Raw genomic sequence first — 17,852 nt, 5'->3', positions numbered from 1 at the left:
GGCCATATTTATAACAATCAATATACAGTTTAAAAATGCAGCAAATTTTTAATTTTATACTAAAAAACAGTAATCGCTTACTGTTTTTGCTGCTTTTGGTCATATCCCTTTCTTTAACGGTTCAATCCCATTCCTATCACAAAAGTAAAATGATTAGCTCTGCTAATTTCTTTACCGGCGGCATTTATGAAAAGATTAATAATATTGATGAGTATTTTCATTTAAAATCACAAAATGAAGAACTAGCCCAAGAAAATGCCCGATTAAAATCGCTTTTATTCAATCAAAAAGACACTACGAAATTACCTCAAATTGATTCAATAAAAGGTGTTAAAAAAACCGACATCATTGTATCTAAAGTGATTCGCAATTCATACAGTGTTCACGAAAACTATTTGACCATCGATAATGGCTCGGCTTCGGGAATAAAACCCAATATGGGAGTCATTAACAGTGCCGGAATTGTTGGGATAGTTGAAAATACTTCTAAAAATTACGCTACTATCATCAGTATACTGAATATTAAATCCCAGATTAATGCTAAAATCAAAAAGTCAAACCACTTTGGCTCTTTAGTTTGGAACGGTAAAAGTACCGGATTTGTGCAGTTAATTGATGTACCGCGATTGGCCGGTGTCAGAAAAGGCGATACCATTGTAACCGGAGGACAATCGATAATTTTCCCCGAAAATATTGGGATTGGTACTATTGAAAAAGTTTACATTGACAATGTAACCAACTATTATACCCTCGATATTAAACTGTTTAATGACATGACCAACTTAGGCCATGTATATATTATTAAGAACAAAGACGCAGAAGAAATCTCTAATTTAGAAAATCAAAACAAGAAAAATGAATAGTGCATTATTAGGAAATATAGCCCGATTCATCTTGTTGCTAGCTGCACAAGTTTTGATATTCAACCGAATTGACTTGTTTGGGTTTATCAATCCGTTTCCTTATATCTTGTTCATCATTCTTTTTCCGGTTAACGGAAACAAAACCGGATTATTGGTAGCGAGTTTCTTTTTAGGACTATTGATGGATATGTTTTGCAATTCGGGTGGCGTTCATGCTGCCGCTTGTATTATTTTGGCTTATTTCAGACCGGCTATATTTAAGTTTTCTTTCGGTTTGAGTTACGAATATCAGACTGTAAAGTTGAATGATGTATTAACCCCTGAGCGATTCTCATTTATATTGATTGCCGTTGTACTGCATCACATAGTATTGTTTGTGTTGGAAGTCTTTAAATTGACTTTCCTTTGGGACATTTTATTGCGTACTATTTTAAGTACCTTATTTACTATTATCACTTGTATTATTATCATTTATATCATTAAGCCTAGTAAACGATGAGAAAAGTTTTGTTGCCCACAATTATTTTCGTTGTAACTATTTTACTTGTAACACGCCTATTCTATTTACAAGTAATTGATGATTCATTAAAACTAAAATCGGATAATAATGCGATAAAAATTAAGTATGACTATCCGGAAAGAGGTTATATTTACGACAGATATGGCAAACTTCTGGTAGCCAACCAACCTTCTTATGACATCATGGTAATTCCCAAAGATGTCAAAGATTTAGACACTACAGAGTTTTGTACTTTACTCAACATTACCAAAGAAGAATTTCTTAAAAAAATTGCCAAAGCTAAGGTTTACAGTCCTCGACTTCCTTCCGTTTTTTTGGCGCAGCTCAACAAAAAAGAATATGCTGCTTTTCAGGAAATTCAGAGAAAATTTAATGGCTTTTACATTCAAAAACGTTCCTTAAGAGATTATCAGGTCGCTTTTGGCGCCAATGTTTTCGGATTTATCACCCAAGTAAATGAGAGTATCATTGAAAAAAACAAATATTACAACAGCGGAGATTTAATTGGTAAACAAGGTGTTGAAGAAAGTTACGAGGAAATTTTACGCGGGATTAAAGGAGTAAAATATATCCAAAAAGACAAATACAACAGAGATATTGGTTCTTATAAAGAAGGTCGTTTTGATACAATTGCCGTTCAGGGAAAAGACATCAACCTAACCTTGGACGCTGAACTCCAAAAATACGGAGAAGAATTAATGATTAACAAACGAGGCGGAATAGTAGCGATTGAGCCCAGTACCGGTGAAATTTTGGCTTTGGTAACAGCGCCATCTTATGATCCTGCCATTTTAGTAGGAAGACAGCGGTCTAAAAACTATACCATGTTGTACCATGATTCTATTGCAAAACCCTTATACGATCGTGGGCTTTTAGCCGAATACACTCCGGGTTCACCCTTTAAAATCCTGACCGGTTTGGTAGCCTTGCAAGAAGGAGTGATTGATGAAACCACCAGTTTTGTTTGTCACCACGGTTTTAGCTATGCTCCCGGACGCTTTATGAGATGTCACGATTCGGGGGTCTCTGTTTTGCACAATGGTATTTACAACTCTTGTAACACTTACTTTGCCAGTGTTTACATGAAAACAATCAACAAATACCCAAAAGCGCCTATAGGTGTTGATGTTTGGAGCAACCATTTAAAAAGTTTCGGCTTAGGACAGTTTATGGGTTATGATTTACCTACCGGCAAAAAAGGAAGTCTTCCTACTTCAAAAACCTATAAAAGAATGTATCCCGGATGGGGTTGGTCAAGCAAAACCATTGTTTCTAATGCAATTGGTCAAGGAGAAGTTTTGATGACGCCAATTCAATTGGCCAATATGATTGCTACGGTTGCCAACAGAGGTTTTTATTATACGCCTCACATCATAAAGAAAATTAAAAACGGACAAATCGACAAAAAGTTCACCACCAAACACGTTACTACCATTGACAAAAAGTATTTTGAGCCTATGATTAACGGGTTGTTTGATGTTTACAATCTTGGTACCGCACACGGCTTGAATGTAGAAGGGATTGATATTTGCGGAAAAACAGGAACCGCTGAGAACTATACCAAAATAAACGGTAAAAGGGTAAAACTTCAAGACCATTCAATATTTGTGGCTTTTGCGCCTAAGGACAATCCCAAAATAGCCATAGCCGTTTTTGTTGAAAACGGGTATTGGGGTTCTCGTTGGGCCGGACCGATAACCAGTTTAATGATTGAAAAATACATCAAGAGAAAAATCACTCGTAAAGACTTAGAAAAGCGAATGTTAGAAGGAAGTCTTCAGGCCGAATACAATAAATACATTACAAATCCTATTCAGGATACTTTGATTAACAAAATGATAAAAACGCCGGTAAAACCTGCTGCAAAAGACACCAACGGAATTAAAAAGAGCACTGCTCCACAAAATTAATTTCAGCCAGGATGAAAAACCAAAGTGTAACAAATAACTTAGATTGGATTAGTGTAGTTATCTATATCATTTTAGTGATATTGGGTTGGCTCAACATTTATTCTTCCTCCTTATCTTCTATTGAAGAAGAAACTTCGATTTTTGATTTCAGTCAAATTTACGGAAAGCAGTTTTTGTTTATCCTTTTTTCTATTCCGATAATCTTTGTTGTGCTCTCTATTGACGCCAAGTTTTACGAAAAGTACTCCAGTATTATTTTTGCCATTGCTTTAGTATCTTTGGCCGGTTTATTTGTTTTTGGTAAAACCATAGCCGGACAGCGATGTTGGTATGGCATAGGTAGTTTTACCTTGCAGCCCTCGGAGTTTGCTAAGGCGGCGACTTCATTGGCTTTAGCCAAATATTTAAGCGATGTACAAGTCAATTTAAAAGACTTCAACAGGCAAGTACAGGCCATGATTATCATCTTCCTACCGGTGATGTTGATTTTACCACAACCCGATCCCGGTAGTGCTTTGATTTATAGTGTTTTTATTTTGGTTCTTTACAGAGAAGGTTTGCCTTCTTGGTATGTGTGGACCGGGTTTGTCGCCATTGTTTTATTTGTTTTGGCTCTAATTATAAAACCTTTAGCGCTAATCGGAATAGCCTTAGCAGTTATTCTTTTTATTTATTACAGAAGTCGTATCATAGATCGAAATTGGATATTGAGCAGCATCATTTTGGTTCTTATCTCGGGCTATGTTTTTTCGGTAGACTATGTTTTCGAAAATGTATTCAAGCAACACCATCGCGACCGTTTTAATATTCTTTTAGGCAAAGAAGTTGACATGAAAGGTGTTGGTTATAACACCAATCAATCTGAAATTGCCATTGGATCCGGAGGATGGTTTGGAAAAGGCTATCTCGAAGGCACACAAACTAAAGGCGGATTCGTACCCGAACAACACACCGATTATATTTTTACCACTGTTGGTGAAGAATGGGGATTCATTGGTTCGTTGTTTGTGATTGCCTTATTTGTTATTTTAATTATTCGAATCATCTACCTTGCCGAGCGACAGAAAACCAAATTCAGTCGGGTTTACGGTTATTGCGTTGCGGGGATTTTGTTTATACACTTCTTTGTAAATATAGCTATGGTTGTTGGTGTTTTCCCAACAATCGGAGTACCGCTTCCTTTCTTTTCTTACGGTGGTTCGGGTCTTTGGGGATTTACCATCTTGCTTTTTATTTTCCTTAAAATGGATGCAAATAAGGTTAATGAATGGTAATTTAGGAATGGTTTTTGTAACTTTGGGATTACACTAAAAAATTCCAAGTCATGAAAACAAAATTTTCTTTTTTAATTGCAATCGCTTTTAGTAGCTTATCAATGAATGCGCAAGTGGTAAAAGATACTGTTGCAACACCTACAGACTCCATTGCTTTAAAACAAGTTGAGCTTCAAAAAGCCAAAGAAAAAGCAGAAACTTTATCGCCTGAGCAAGCCGCAGCCATACAAAAAGCTGCAACTCAAAAACAAAAAGAAGCTGAAAAAATGAAAAAGGCAGCCGAAAAACAAGCCAAGGCCTTAGATAAAGAACAAAGAAAACTGGAGAAAGAACAGAAGCAGTTTGCCAAAGAACAAAAGAAAATAGCTTCAGGAGAAAAAGACTTAATCAAAATCAAAGAAAAGCTTGAAGACGAAAAAAAAGATCTCGAAAAAATGAAGGCTAAACTTGAAAAAAGCAAAAGAAAAGGAAAGCTCAGTGACATTGAAATTGAAAAAGAAAACATCAAAATCAGCAAGCAACAAATCAGAATTCAAGAGTTACAAGAAGATCTCGATAAAACTGAAAAGAAACTGAATAAACTAAGACGCTAAAAAAAAGCCATCTCTTAAATGAGATGGCTTTTTTGTTGTTGTAATATGCTATTAAGACTTTACCACTTTATCTTTCTTCAATTTATTAGACAAGCCTTTGTTGTTTTCCGTTTGCAAATCGTTTAAGATGTGTATTGCTTCTTCGATATAAATATCTTTTGATAAGCTTTCATGCCATCTTTCGCGTTTTTCCTTAAGCACCGGATCATTCTTCATGCTTTCTACTTCATAAGGAAGCGATTTAAAGTCGAAAGCATTCTTGTAATCAGTAATAGGTTTGTATTTTTTATTTTTCTCATCCAAAGCTTTTTGCTCTGCTTTGAATTTGTCGATATTCAAACTGTAAACATTCTCCTTATTTCGCTCATCTAACCATTTGGCATTGTCATCAATCAACTGCAATTGCGGATTGTTCTGCATTCTGGTTTTGCTTTTGGAAATGGTCAAATCAAAGTTGTTTTGTTTGTCCCAAATTTTATAATCGGCAGCATCAATTTTGTCCCAAGGCATCGCATTTTCTATATCGCGCTCACCCATTTTTAAATAAGCATACTTGTCCGGTATAGCAATATCGCTTTTTACGCCTTCTAGTTGTGTAGAACCACCGTTAATTCTATAGAACTTTTGAGTAGTCGTTTTTAAAGCACCTAAATCTCCGTAAGTACTGCCGCGAACAAATTGGTTTAAATCGATTACATTTTGCACTGTTCCTTTGCCATAAGATTGTTTACTTCCAATCACAACACCACGTTTGTAATCTTGAATGGCTGCAGCTAAAATTTCCGAAGCCGAAGCTGAAAACTCGTTAATCATGACTACTAATGGTCCGTCCCATTGCACTTTGGCATCACGGTCATACAACACTTCTTTTTTACCGGCAGCCGATTTGATTTGTACAATCGGGCCTTGTTCTATAAATAATCCGGCAATATCTACTACTGTTTTCAAAGAACCTCCTCCATTATCTCTCACATCCATCACGATTCCTTGAACACCTTCTTTTTTCAATCTTTCCACTTCAATCGCTACGTCTTTTCCGGCATCGCGACTATTTTGGTCTTCAAAATCTATATAGAATTTTGGCAAATAAATGATGCCGTATTTGAAACCGTCTTTCTCTACTACACTCGACTTTACATAGGTTTCCTCAATTTCTACTTCATCTCTGATGATAGTAATTACCTTAATGGTTCCGTCCGTTTTCTTAACTGTCAAGCGAACTTCGGTTCCTTTTGGTCCTTTTATTTTTTTCACGACATCATCCAAACGCATTCCAACTACATCCACCGGTTCGCCATCAGCTTGTGCTACCTTCAAAATAACATCGCCTGACTCTAACTGTTTTCCTCTCCAAGCCGGACCGCCGGAAATCAATTCAGAAATCTCGGTAAAGTCATTTTTCTTTTGCAAACGAGCTCCGATTCCTTCCAGTTTTCCGCTCATGCTCAAATCAAAACGCTCTTTTTCATTGGGAGCAAAATAAGAAGTGTGTGGATCAAAACGAGAAGATATCGCATTTACATAAATCGAAAACCAGTCTTCACGGTCTAAATCTTTAATAAAGTTGAAGTTGTCATTTAGAGAACTTAAAGTGCTTTCGCGGGTTTCTTTCTCTAATTGTTCGAATGTTTTAGGCTCTGATTTTTTGGCCAAATCTTTATTGTTTTTCTTGTCTTCTTCTAATTTTTGTTTTTCAACCAAAGACGATAAAGCCGATAGCTTCACTTGTAAACGCCATCTTTCTTTTAACTCTTTAACCGATTTACAGTAAGGTAATTTTTCATAATCAGCATTAAAAGTTTCGTCCTTTTTATAATCAAAAGGATTGGCTAAAGCTTCTTTATAATAACTTTTGCTTTCCTCCATACGCTTCATCAAACGAGTGTAGGTCAAGTCAAAGAAAGACAATTCTTTATTTAAAATTTGGTCGTCAATTTGCATCTCATACTCGGCAAACTCATCTATATCTGATTGCAAAAAGAAACGTTTTGACGGATCCAAAGCATTCAGATAATCTTTGTAAACTCCTTTAGAAAAATTGTCATCGATAGCGGCCGGGCTGTAGTGCCCTTTTTCGATGACAAAAGTTAACAACTCTATCAGCAATTTATCTTTCTCAGGATCTGATGCTTTCTTACTTGGGAACAAACTAAATCCCAACAAGGCCACTGATAGTGTCAAAACTACCAACAGTGCTTTATAATTTCTTTTCATAAACTGCATTATAACATTCATTAATTATTGGTCTAAATTAAACAAAAAACCATGCCAAGATTTTCCTTGTCAGATAAAATTTTGTTAAAATGATTTCATTCGTTCCTCTCGGAACCGCAATTGCTTCAAAGTTATAAAAAATTGTAGCGTGGTAAAGCCTTAAAATGGTTAATTTTGCATGCACCGTAAGTCGTTAAAATAACTTACTTTGTTACAGAATTAAAAAAAAATGATGACCAAACCCACTATTTTAGTTACCAATGACGATGGCATCAATGCGCCGGGAATCAGAGCTTTAATTGACGTCATGGCCGAAATTGGTGATGTAATAGTTGTCGCGCCCGACAGTCCGCAAAGCGCCATGGGACATGCGATTACAATCAACAGCACTTTATATTTGAATAAAGTTTCTGCCGAAAATGCAGTCATTACAGAATACGCATGCTCCGGAACTCCGGTAGATTGTGTGAAATTGGCGGTGAATGAAATTTTGAAAAAGAAGCCCGACTTGTGTGTATCCGGTGTCAATCACGGTTCAAATTCTTCGATTAATGTGATTTATTCGGGCACGATGAGTGCCGCGGTTGAAGCCGGCATTGAAGGTATTCCTGCAATTGGTTTTTCCTTGTTGGATTATGCTTGGAATGCTGATTTTGACACCATAAAACCATTTATCAAAAAAATAACTTTAGAAGTTTTGACCAAAAAATTACCTGAAGGAACTGTTTTGAATGTTAACTTTCCCAAGTTAAAGCATGACGATATCAAAGGCATTAAAATTTGTCGTCAGGCAAAAGCCATTTGGATGGAGAAATTTGACAAACGCCAAACACCCTACGGCAAAGATTATTATTGGTTAACGGGCGAATTTGTTAACCAAGACAAAGGCGAAGACACCGATGAATGGGCTTTGGCTCATGGTTATATTTCAGTAGTTCCGGTTCAATTTGATTTGACGGCACATCATGCGATTCAACAATTAAATTCATGGGATTTATAACATTTGACGAATGACACGAGCGTAGCGACTGCATTTTATTCAAATAACAAATATGCAAGTATAAAATGAAATACTACATCATTGCCGGGGAAGCTTCGGGCGATTTACATGGTTCCAATTTAATGAAAGCACTTTATAAAGAAGATGCTACTGCTGACATCCGTTTTTGGGGTGGCGATTTGATGCAAAGTGTTGGTGGTACTTTGGTAAAACATTACCGTGAGTTGGCTTTTATGGGATTTGCCGAAGTGGTGATGAATTTAAAAACCATCCTAAACAACATCAAATTTTGCAAATCCGATATTGAAAAATTCAACCCCGATGTGATTATTTTTATTGACTATCCCGGTTTCAATATGCGTATTGCCAAATGGGCGAAAGCTCGCGGTATCAAAACCCATTATTATATTGCGCCCCAAATTTGGGCTTGGAAAGAAAACCGAATCAAAGCCGTCAAAAGAGATTTCGACAAATTGTTTGTAATCCTGCCGTTTGAAAAAGATTTCTTTGAAGTCAAGCATCATTTTAAAGTTGATTTTGTTGGCCATCCGTTGATAGACGCGATTCACAATCGAGAGAACACCGATGAAGCTACCTTTAGAAAAGAGAACCATTTAGACAACAAACCCATAATTGCCATTCTTCCCGGAAGCCGAAAACAGGAGATTTCTAAAATGCTGAGTGTGATGCTTAGCATTGTTGATGATTTCAGCGATTACCAATTTGTAATTGCGGGTGCGCCAAGTCAGGACTATCATTTTTACGAACAATTTTTGTCCAATAAGAATGTCAAGTTCATTTCGAACAAAACGTATGATTTATTGAGTGTGGCCAAAGCCGCTCTGGTAACTTCAGGTACGGCTACTTTGGAGACTGCTTTGTTTAAAGTGCCTGAAGTGGTTTGCTATAAAGGCGGTTTTATTTCGTACCAAATTGCCAAAAGAATCATTACCCTAAAATACATTTCACTGGTCAATTTAATTATGGATGAAGAAGTGGTAACCGAATTGATTCAAGACAAATTCAACACTAAAAACCTAAAAAAAGAGCTTTCAAAATTGCTTGATGAAAATCACAGAAAAGTTCTTTTAGAAAAATACAACCAATTGGAAACCAAACTTGGAGGCATTGGCGCCAGCGAAAAAACTGCTAAATTTATCATAAATGACCTAAAGTAGTTTTGATTACAAACACTAATTTTTACCTTTGTAAAAAATAATTTTTATTGAAAAACATCGCTTACATATCACTTTTTTTATTGCTGTTTACCGCCTGTAAACCAACTTCGAGCATCGTCACTTCAAAAGAAGTTGCTGTAAAAAAAGGAATGTATGCCGAACCCAAAGCAGTTGCTACAACTCCCGTAAAAGTAACAGAAAAGAAAAAGAAAAGTCAAAATAAAGAGTTAATACAAACCCAAGTTACGGAACCTAATGTCACCAAAAAAGTGGCCAAAGTCAACAACCAAAATGACGACGACATTGTTATAGAAAATGAGGATGCCAGTTATTTAATCAAACAATTAATTAATAGCGCTTCCGATAATTTAGGTGTAGGTTATCGCGGTGGCGGTACTACAAAAGCCGGTTTTGATTGTTCGGGTTTAATTTATTCTACCTTCAAAAAATTCGATATTACTTTACCGCGTTCTTCTCACGAAATGGCAACAGTAGGTACCAAAATTGATTTGTCTAACGCCAAAAAAGGCGACTTAATTTTCTTCATCAACCGCGGTCAAAGAAGAATCAATCACGTTGGAATGGTGGTTGAAGTTACAGATGACGAAGTAAAATTCATTCACTCTTCTACCCAAAGCGGCGTTATCATTTCTTCTACCAAAGAATCTTATTACAATAGAACTTTCGCACAAATAAATCGTGTTTTAGAGTAATTTTCTTTCATTATGTTAAGATTTTGTGTAATTTAGTTACATGAAAATCTTACAATTTCCATTAGCCAGAATTACTTTTGCCTTTATATTGGGGATAATTTTATACCAAAAAGCCCAACCCGATTTAAATTTCGTTTTCGGAAGTATTATTGTGGGATTGGTTTTAATGACGGTTTTGCACTTTGGGAGCTATAGAAAACCAATCTATAAATTGATTTTTGGAGCACTTACTTTAGGGATTTCTTTCTTTTTCGGATTGGCAACTTCAGTTTTTCACAATGAAAGCTTACGCCAAAATCATTATCTCAATCAACTAGCGGAAGAATCATCACATCAAATCTCACTTCAGGTACATGAAAAACTAAAAAACTCTGCAAAAAATTTTCGTTATGTGGCCAACATCCAATATATTGACCATCATAAAAGTTTTGGTAAAGTCATCCTCAACATCAGACAGTCCAATAAAATTCAAGATTTGCCCATTGGCAGTCAAGTAACGCTTTTTGGTACTATTTATAAAAATAAAAATCCCTTCAATCCGAATCAATTTGACTATGGAAAATATTTGGAAAACCAACAGATATACGGTCAAATTTATACCGATGAAAAGCAAATAGTCATTGGTAAAACCGAGGCTACACTTTGGTCGCGCTTTTCCAATTTCAGAACTGAAATCATACAAAACTTATCGCTTTCACAGTTCAAAAAAGAAGAACTAAACATCATGATTGCTTTATTACTGGGGCAACAACAAGATATTTCACCTGAAACGCTAAAGGATTATCAATTGGCCGGTGCGGTTCACATTTTATCCGTTTCGGGCTTGCATGTTGGGTTCATTTTACTATTCGTTACTTTTCTTTTAAAGCCAATGCCTAATACTAAAAGGAATGCTGCTATCAAACTTCTAATCATTCTTTTATCATTATGGAGTTACGGAATTTTGGCGGGATTGGCGCCATCTGTTGTGCGTTCGGTAACCATGTTTTCGTTTGTAGCCGTTGGAAACCACTTGCGAAGAACGGTGAATGTTTTTCACACCTTATTGGTTTCTATGCTTTTAATCCTGCTATGGAAACCTTCATTCTTATTTGATGTTGGATTTCAGTTGAGTTATTTGGCCTTGTTTTTTATACTTTGGTTACAACCGTTATTGGCTGAAATTTGGCATCCGAAATACAAAGTCACTCAATACATTTGGGATATCTTAACCGTTTCTTTTGCGGCTCAAATAGGCACTTTGCCCTTAAGCATTTATTATTTTCACCAATTTCCGGGGTTGTTTTTTGTGACCAATGTTATAGTGTTGCCACTACTCGGAATTATAATGATAGTGGGAGTGATTGCCATTGTTGTGGCTTGCTTTGGAAAAGTTCCTCTTGTTGTGACAAAACCATTAGAATTTCTAATTGAACTGCAAAACAACATGATTGCTTGGATTGCTTCTTATGAAGATTTTGTTTTCAAAAATATATCGTTCACAAGTGTTATGCTTTGGGCTTCCTACTTGGTTATTATAATGATTATTATTTGGTTCCAAAAACCCAATTTCAAGCGATTTACAATCGCATTATTATCTATCATAACTTTGCAAAGCTTATATATTAGCACCAAACTCGAAACCTACAACACAGAAGAGTTTATTATTTTCAATGCGAGAAAAAGCAGCATTATTACCCAAAGAAAAAACGAATCTGTAACCGTTTACAGCAATGATAGTATTTTGAATTCATTAGAAAACAACACCACAATTCAAGCTTATTTGGTTGGTAATTTTTGTCAGGCCCAAGAGAAAAAGAATCTTCAAAATCTATTTTATTTTAAGGATAAAAAGATATTATTGATTGACAGTTTGGCCATTTATTCCACAAAAATAAAACCCGACATATTGATTATTACCAATTCCCCAAAACTGAATATGGAACGTTTGCTTAAGGTTTATAAACCCCAACAAATTGTAGTGGACGCTTCCAATTATAAAAGCTATGTTAAACTATGGGAATCCACTTGTGATAAAGCAAAAATCCCTTTTCACTATACCAGTGAAAAGGGATTTTATAAGATTTAATTCGGTTGAATTATGATTTTTTGGGTGCTAAAATTTTATTGGCTCCATCTAACCATGGTGTTGGACCACCGGCAACATAACCTGTGCTTCCCAATTGCTCTAAGTTGATTTTACCATCTTTTTTAGTAGCATTCACAAACCATACGGTAGGATAACCTCTAACGCCTAAAGCTTGTTGTAATTCCATGTTTTGTTTTTGAATTTCCGGTTGTTGTGCAGTTCTTCTCGGGAAATCTAATTCGACTAAAACCACGTTATCCTTCGCCCATTTCGCAAACTCAGGCGTTTTTAAAACTTCCTTTTGCAAACGGATACACCAACCACACCAGTCGCTTCCGGTGAAAAATAACATTAAAGGCTTTTTAGATTTTTTAGAAATTTCCATGGCTTTGTTGATATCAGTTTGCCAAGTTAATTCTTGTGCATGTATCGTTAGAGATCCTAAAACCAGGAATAACATAAGGATTAATTTTTTCATGTGATCTTATTTTTTTTTTACAAATATATACAAAAACAGTACCAATTGCTGTCGGCTATTTTACATCCTGCATTAATTTTTTGACCAATGGTGAAATCAAAATAAGGACAACTCCGGCAATCAAAGCGTAAATAGCCAATTGCTGATAACCATCGGCATAAGTATTAAGTTTTTCCAAATTGGTAGCATTCTCAGAAGCCTCAGCTATGTTGGCGCCAAGTAAACCGGCAAAATACTGACCATAGGCACTGGCTAAAAACCACATTCCCATGATGACTGCTTGTGTTTTTTGCGGTGACAATTTAGTCATCGCACTCATTCCGATTGGAGACAAACAAAGCTCACCGAATGTTATGATAAACCACCCGAAAGTAAAAATGCCCAAAGAGGTTCTTCCATCAGAATCGGCAAAGAATTTTGTATAGTAGAAAATCCAAAAACCGGCCGCTAAAAATATAAAGGCTAACCCGAATTTTATCACGGTATTGGGTTCGATTTTTCTTTTGGCCATCCACAGCCAAACCAAACCAACCAATGCGGCAAATCCGATAACAAAAAATGAATTGGCAGAATTGTTAACTCCATTCGGGCTCAATTGTACTCCTAAAATTTCATTGTTCAGATTGTTTGCTGCGTACAAACTTAAAGAACCACCACTTTGCTCAAAAAACGCCCAAAAGAAAATGGAAAAAATGATAAAAACTAATGCGGCTAACAACTTTTTATTTTCTACAGAGGAGAAGTTCTTCATTTCATAAAACAAATACAAAATTGAAGCAGGTCCGATAAACATCATAAAGTAATCCGTATACACCGTGTTGGCAACCATTATTATAATAACAGGAACAATCGCCAAAGAGCCCACAAAAGTTAGAATCTCATACAACTTTCTTTTAGAATCTTCTAAATTCATTAATGGTGACAAACCAATATCTCCAAGGCTTTTTTGTGTTTGGGTAAATGTCAGTAAGCTAATAACCATCACGATAGCTGCAAATCCGAAACCTACATTCCATCTTAAATTTTCGGGAACCAATGATTGCCACAATGAACCTTCAGCAACAGCAATACAAATATAACCGCCAATCAATGCTCCCAAATTCACTCCCATATAAAAGAATGAAAATCCGGCATCGCGTCTGGGATCACCGTCTTTATACAATTGACCAACCATTGAAGAGATGTTCGGTTTAAAAAAACCGGTTCCCACTATAGTAAACCCTAATCCGATAAAAAAGAAATTTTTAGGGTCTATAGCCAAAATGACACTTCCGATAATCATCAAAATTCCACCCCAAAAAAGCGATTTTCTGAGTCCTAAAATCTTGTCAGCAAATAATCCGCCAATAAAGGTAAAAGCATAAACCCAAGCTTGTGTAGCTCCATATTGTAAATTGGCTACTTTTTCATTCATGGCCAAATGTTGCACCATAAAAACTACCAGCATGCCACGCATTCCGTAGAAACAAAAACGTTCCCACATTTCGCTGAAAAATAAATACCAAAGTTGTTTTGGGTATTTGCCTTTAAAATCCTGAATTTGTGCTACAGTTTGATTGGTTTCCATTAGTTTATTCCTTTTTCTTTCATTACTTTATTTAATTGTTTCAGTAAGGCAAACATCAGTAAAGTGGCAAACATCAGTAAGGCAAAATTCACCCAAAAGAAATTGGCTTTGTCATCATAAGTATCCCACAAACTGGCCAAAACGCCCGACATTTTATTCCCGATAGAAGTGGATAAAAACCAACCGCCCATCATTAAAGAAGTGATGTTCTTTGGCGAAAGCTTGGAAACTACAGACAATCCCATCGGACTGAGGAATAATTCTCCTATGGTAATGACGCCATAATTGGCTACTAACCACCAAACTGAAACTTTCTCGCTTCCATTGTTACCAATGTGAACTGCTGCAACCATTACCAAAACAGATAACGCTGAAATTAATAATCCGAAAGCAATCTTTGTTGGTGTACTTGGTTCTTTCTTTCTACTGCGTAAAAAAGTAAAAAAGGCAACCACCAAAGGCGTTAAAATAATTACCCAACCCGGATTGATAGACTGACTCAAATTAGTGGCCCAAATACTGATTTTACTTCCTTCTTCGGGTTTCTTTTCCTCTTTTACATTTCTGAAATAGATAGGATAATCCACCACTTTTTTGACTTCTCCATTTTCTTTTTGAAGGCGAAATCCGGCGTCGTATAGTTCTGTTGAATCTTTTTTGTATTCTATTTCTTTGGCCAATTTCAAACCATTGAAAACTGTTTGGGTTGTGCCGGTAATTTCTCTGTCGGTGTAACGGTCGGCCCAAGTATTCAAGGCAGATCCGTTGAGTTTAAATACAGCCCAAAATAAAATGACCACGGCAAAAATGGCCAGTAAAGCTCCGATAGGTCTTTTGTCCTCGGTTTTGGCTTTGAAGTACAAACTTCCGTAAAAGAAAATTACCGGAATACAAGCGAAAATAAAAGCATCAGTACTGTCAGAACCGAAAATGTAACTGTTCAAATTTGTCTCAGATTGCACGCCTTTAATTAACCAACCGATAACTCCGAAAATTACAGAAGGCAATAGGATAAACAATACAATTTTATAAAAAGGCATATCGCCTTCTTGTACGCCTTTTTTCTCGGTTTTATCGCCATAGTGTTTGGTTCCCATCAAGAAGACAATTACTCCGATGAACATTCCGACACCCGCAGCCATAAAGGCGTATTGCCAACCTAATAATATTTGTAATGCTGCTCCGAAAAAATTACAGATGAATGCCCCAACATTAATTCCCATATAGAAAATGTTGTAACCCTCGTCTTTTTTGTCTTTGTATTGCTCGTCATTATAGAAATTCCCAAGGAGCGTAGAAATATTGGGTTTAAAGAATCCGTTCCCCAGAATGACCAAGGTCATCGCCACATACAGCATTGTAATATCGTGAATTCCCATCAGCATATATCCTGCTCCCATCATCAATCCACCAATGACAATTGATTTTTTATAGCCAAAATACCTATCCGCAACCAAGCCACCAATAAATGGTGTTAAGAATACCAAAGCTATAAAAGTCCCGTACAAATCGGACGCTTCTTTCTCGGTCATGGCGAATCCGGCCTCAACATCTTTGAGGTATAAAGTAAAAATACCAATCATTAAATAGTAACCGAATCGTTCCCACATTTCGGATAAAAACAAATAAGGCAGTGCTTTAGGATGACTTTTCCACATAATTTTTTGATTTTAAAAAACAAAACCTCCAAGAATCTTGGAGGTTTGAAAGATATAAAAATATTTTTAATCTGTGATGCTACGTTATACCGTTCATCATTTTCTTTAATCTTGGCGACAACAAGGCTAATATGATAGCCGCAATACCACAAAGCACCACGAAAACCATGAAGAACTCATACAAGTTGTGAATTTCAAATCCGGCAAAGGAAGTATTCTCCAAAGGCAATTGCTCTTTTTCAAACAATGCTACTTGCTCAGGAGTTAAAGTAACTTTTTTGTCCAAAACGTCTTGTAAATTGACCCCTATTTTTTCTGCTTTGGCAAATTTGTCTCCGGTTGCAGGAATAATAGCTCCCAAAGAGCCCGCTAAAGCATAACCGGCTGCATTGGAAATAAAGAACACCCCATACAACAAAGATGCAAATCTTTTTGGCGCTAATTTACCCACCAATGACAAACCAATCGGCGATAAACAAAGCTCTCCCAAGGTTTGGATAAAGTACAACAACATTAACCATTTGATGGCCAATAAACCTGAGTTCCCTAAATCTTTTACATTGTGGGCAATGATGAAATAACTTAAAGCAATCAAGGCTAAACCTATGGCTTGTTTTAAAGGTGAAACCGGTTCTTTTCCGTTGGCTCTCAATTTATCCCATAACAAACTGAAAGGCAAAGCCATCATTACCACAAAGATTCCGTTGAAAATTTGAACCATTGAAGGCGGCATGTTCCAACCGAAAATATTTCTGTCTGTCTGATTATCCGCAATAAAAGTTAAGGAAGAACCTGCTTGTTCAAAAGCAGCCCAAAAGAAAATGATAAAGAAAGACACAATGTAGATAACCCAAATTCTTTGTCTTTCAATTTTAGTTTCCGCTGAGCTCATGATTAAATAAGCTAATGAAATACCGGCAGAATAAATAAACGGATAAATAATTCCTTTGATTAATTGTCCCATTTCTACCGAAGTGAATCCAAATTCTCCCACCAAAATATATCTGAAAACAAAAAACAAAGCCGTAAATAACACAAAAGCAATACCTATAGCTTTACTGCTGAATTGAGCCGTTTGTGTTTCTCCTTCTTCATAATCGTCCGCTGCATTATTTTTTGGCAATCCTCCAATAGGTCTGCCTTCCGGAGTAACTACATATTTGTTTTTCAACAAAAAGAAAGTTATAGTTCCGATTACCATAGCAATAGAAGCAGCCAAGAAACCCCATTTGAAAGCAAAAATATCACGAACTCCGGTTTCAGCATCTTTAACATCTCCAACCCATGGACAAATAAACTGTCCTAAAAAGGCTCCGATATTAATTCCCATGTAGAAAATCGTAAAGGCGGAATCCAATTTATTTTTTTCTTGTTTGGGATACAAACTTCCTACCATAGAAGAAATGTTTGGTTTAAAAAACCCATTTCCAAAAATGATGATAAACAAGGCTACCCACATGAATAACTTAGCACTACCAATACTGGAATCGAAAGTAGAAGCACTGATAAACAACAAAAATTGTCCGATTGCCATCAAAGTTCCACCTAACATAATGCTGTATCTGTTGCCTATGTATTTGTCAGAAATGAAGCCTCCTAACAGCGGAGTGAGATAACAAAGCGCTAAAAATCCTCCGTAAATGATAGCTGCATCTGCCTCTTTAATCAGTAATGAATTTACCATAAACAAGGTTAGAATCGCTCGCATTCCGTAGAAGTTGAATCGTTCCCACATCTCGGTTCCGAATAGCACCCAAAGTCCCTTTGGATGTCCTGTTTTTACTGTAGTTTCGCTCATAAAATTGGTTTTAGTTTA

General features: G+C 36.2%; 14 protein-coding genes. 9 read left to right on the top strand and 5 right to left on the bottom strand.

The features are described 5' to 3' along the window. Nucleotides 1–35 precede the first annotated feature (35 nt). From mreC to P7V56_RS04440, 5 genes are read left to right on the top strand one after another with little or no spacing between them, the layout of a single operon-like run. A complete protein-coding gene (gene mreC / locus P7V56_RS04460) occupies nucleotides 36–863 on the top strand; it encodes a rod shape-determining protein MreC (RefSeq protein WP_171220889.1) in 828 nt (275 codons plus the stop codon). After that, nucleotides 856–1,362, top strand: coding sequence for a rod shape-determining protein MreD (locus P7V56_RS04455; protein ID WP_171220890.1), 507 nt, complete (start codon nucleotides 856–858; stop codon nucleotides 1,360–1,362). The genes mreC and P7V56_RS04455 overlap by 8 nt, the downstream gene beginning before the upstream one ends. Next, complete coding sequence (gene mrdA / locus P7V56_RS04450) at nucleotides 1,359–3,293, top strand: penicillin-binding protein 2 (protein ID WP_171220891.1); 1,935 nt, start codon at nucleotides 1,359–1,361, stop codon at nucleotides 3,291–3,293. The genes P7V56_RS04455 and mrdA overlap by 4 nt, the downstream gene beginning before the upstream one ends. Nucleotides 3,294–3,304: 11 nt before the next feature. Next, nucleotides 3,305–4,567, top strand: a complete 1,263-nt coding sequence (gene rodA, locus P7V56_RS04445) for a rod shape-determining protein RodA (RefSeq protein ID WP_171220892.1) — start codon at nucleotides 3,305–3,307, stop codon at nucleotides 4,565–4,567. Nucleotides 4,568–4,617: 50 nt separating this feature from the next. Next, complete coding sequence (locus tag P7V56_RS04440; RefSeq protein ID WP_171220893.1) at nucleotides 4,618–5,160, top strand: hypothetical protein; 543 nt, start codon at nucleotides 4,618–4,620, stop codon at nucleotides 5,158–5,160. 51 nt (nucleotides 5,161–5,211) lie between these two features. On the opposite strand, the gene P7V56_RS04435 is transcribed toward P7V56_RS04440, so the two are convergent. Next, nucleotides 5,212–7,395: a carboxy terminal-processing peptidase gene (locus tag P7V56_RS04435; RefSeq protein ID WP_171220894.1), complete on the bottom strand. Its 2,184-nt coding sequence runs from the start codon at nucleotides 7,393–7,395 to the stop codon at nucleotides 5,212–5,214. Nucleotides 7,396–7,606: 211 nt separating this feature from the next. On the opposite strand from P7V56_RS04435, the gene surE reads away from it, so the two are divergent. The 4 genes from surE (at nucleotide 7,607) to P7V56_RS04415 (ending at nucleotide 12,333) form a co-directional block, all read left to right on the top strand. After that, nucleotides 7,607–8,374 carry a 5'/3'-nucleotidase SurE gene (gene surE / locus P7V56_RS04430; protein ID WP_171221565.1) on the top strand — a complete coding sequence of 256 codons (768 nt, stop codon included), beginning with the start codon at nucleotides 7,607–7,609 and terminating at the stop codon, nucleotides 8,372–8,374. A 65-nt stretch (nucleotides 8,375–8,439) separates the two neighbouring features. Next, nucleotides 8,440–9,552 (top strand): lipid-A-disaccharide synthase, encoded by a 1,113-nt coding sequence (gene lpxB / locus P7V56_RS04425; protein ID WP_171220895.1) that lies wholly within the window; start codon nucleotides 8,440–8,442, stop codon nucleotides 9,550–9,552. 47 nt (nucleotides 9,553–9,599) lie between these two features. Further along, nucleotides 9,600–10,265, top strand: coding sequence for a C40 family peptidase (locus P7V56_RS04420; protein WP_240976544.1), 666 nt, complete (start codon nucleotides 9,600–9,602; stop codon nucleotides 10,263–10,265). Between the two features lie 40 nt (nucleotides 10,266–10,305). Then, a complete protein-coding gene (locus tag P7V56_RS04415; protein WP_171220896.1) occupies nucleotides 10,306–12,333 on the top strand; it encodes a ComEC/Rec2 family competence protein in 2,028 nt (675 codons plus the stop codon). Nucleotides 12,334–12,343: 10 nt separating this feature from the next. Here the strand turns inward: P7V56_RS04415 and P7V56_RS04410 are convergent, their stop codons facing one another. From P7V56_RS04410 to P7V56_RS04395, 4 genes are all read right to left on the bottom strand, one after another. Further along, nucleotides 12,344–12,811 carry a thioredoxin family protein gene (locus P7V56_RS04410; RefSeq protein ID WP_171220897.1) on the bottom strand — a complete coding sequence of 156 codons (468 nt, stop codon included), beginning with the start codon at nucleotides 12,809–12,811 and terminating at the stop codon, nucleotides 12,344–12,346. 55 nt (nucleotides 12,812–12,866) lie between these two features. Beyond that, complete coding sequence (locus P7V56_RS04405; protein WP_171220898.1) at nucleotides 12,867–14,378, bottom strand: peptide MFS transporter; 1,512 nt, start codon at nucleotides 14,376–14,378, stop codon at nucleotides 12,867–12,869. Next, entirely contained in the window at nucleotides 14,378–16,036 is a 1,659-nt protein-coding gene (locus tag P7V56_RS04400) for a peptide MFS transporter (protein WP_171220899.1), read from the bottom strand. The genes P7V56_RS04405 and P7V56_RS04400 overlap by 1 nt, the downstream gene beginning before the upstream one ends. Before the next feature lie 79 nt (nucleotides 16,037–16,115). Then, on the bottom strand, nucleotides 16,116–17,834 hold the full coding sequence (locus P7V56_RS04395) for a peptide MFS transporter (RefSeq protein ID WP_171220900.1): 1,719 nt from the start codon (nucleotides 17,832–17,834) through the stop codon (nucleotides 16,116–16,118). Nucleotides 17,835–17,852: the final 18 nt, after the last annotated feature.

It is taken from the genome of Flavobacterium sp. IMCC34852, from assembly GCF_030643905.1.
Taxonomy (GTDB): Bacteria; Bacteroidota; Bacteroidia; order Flavobacteriales; family Flavobacteriaceae; genus Flavobacterium; species Flavobacterium rivulicola.
The sequence above is the reverse complement of the archived record's forward strand: the minus strand, read 5'-3'. Positions and strand labels throughout refer to the sequence as shown.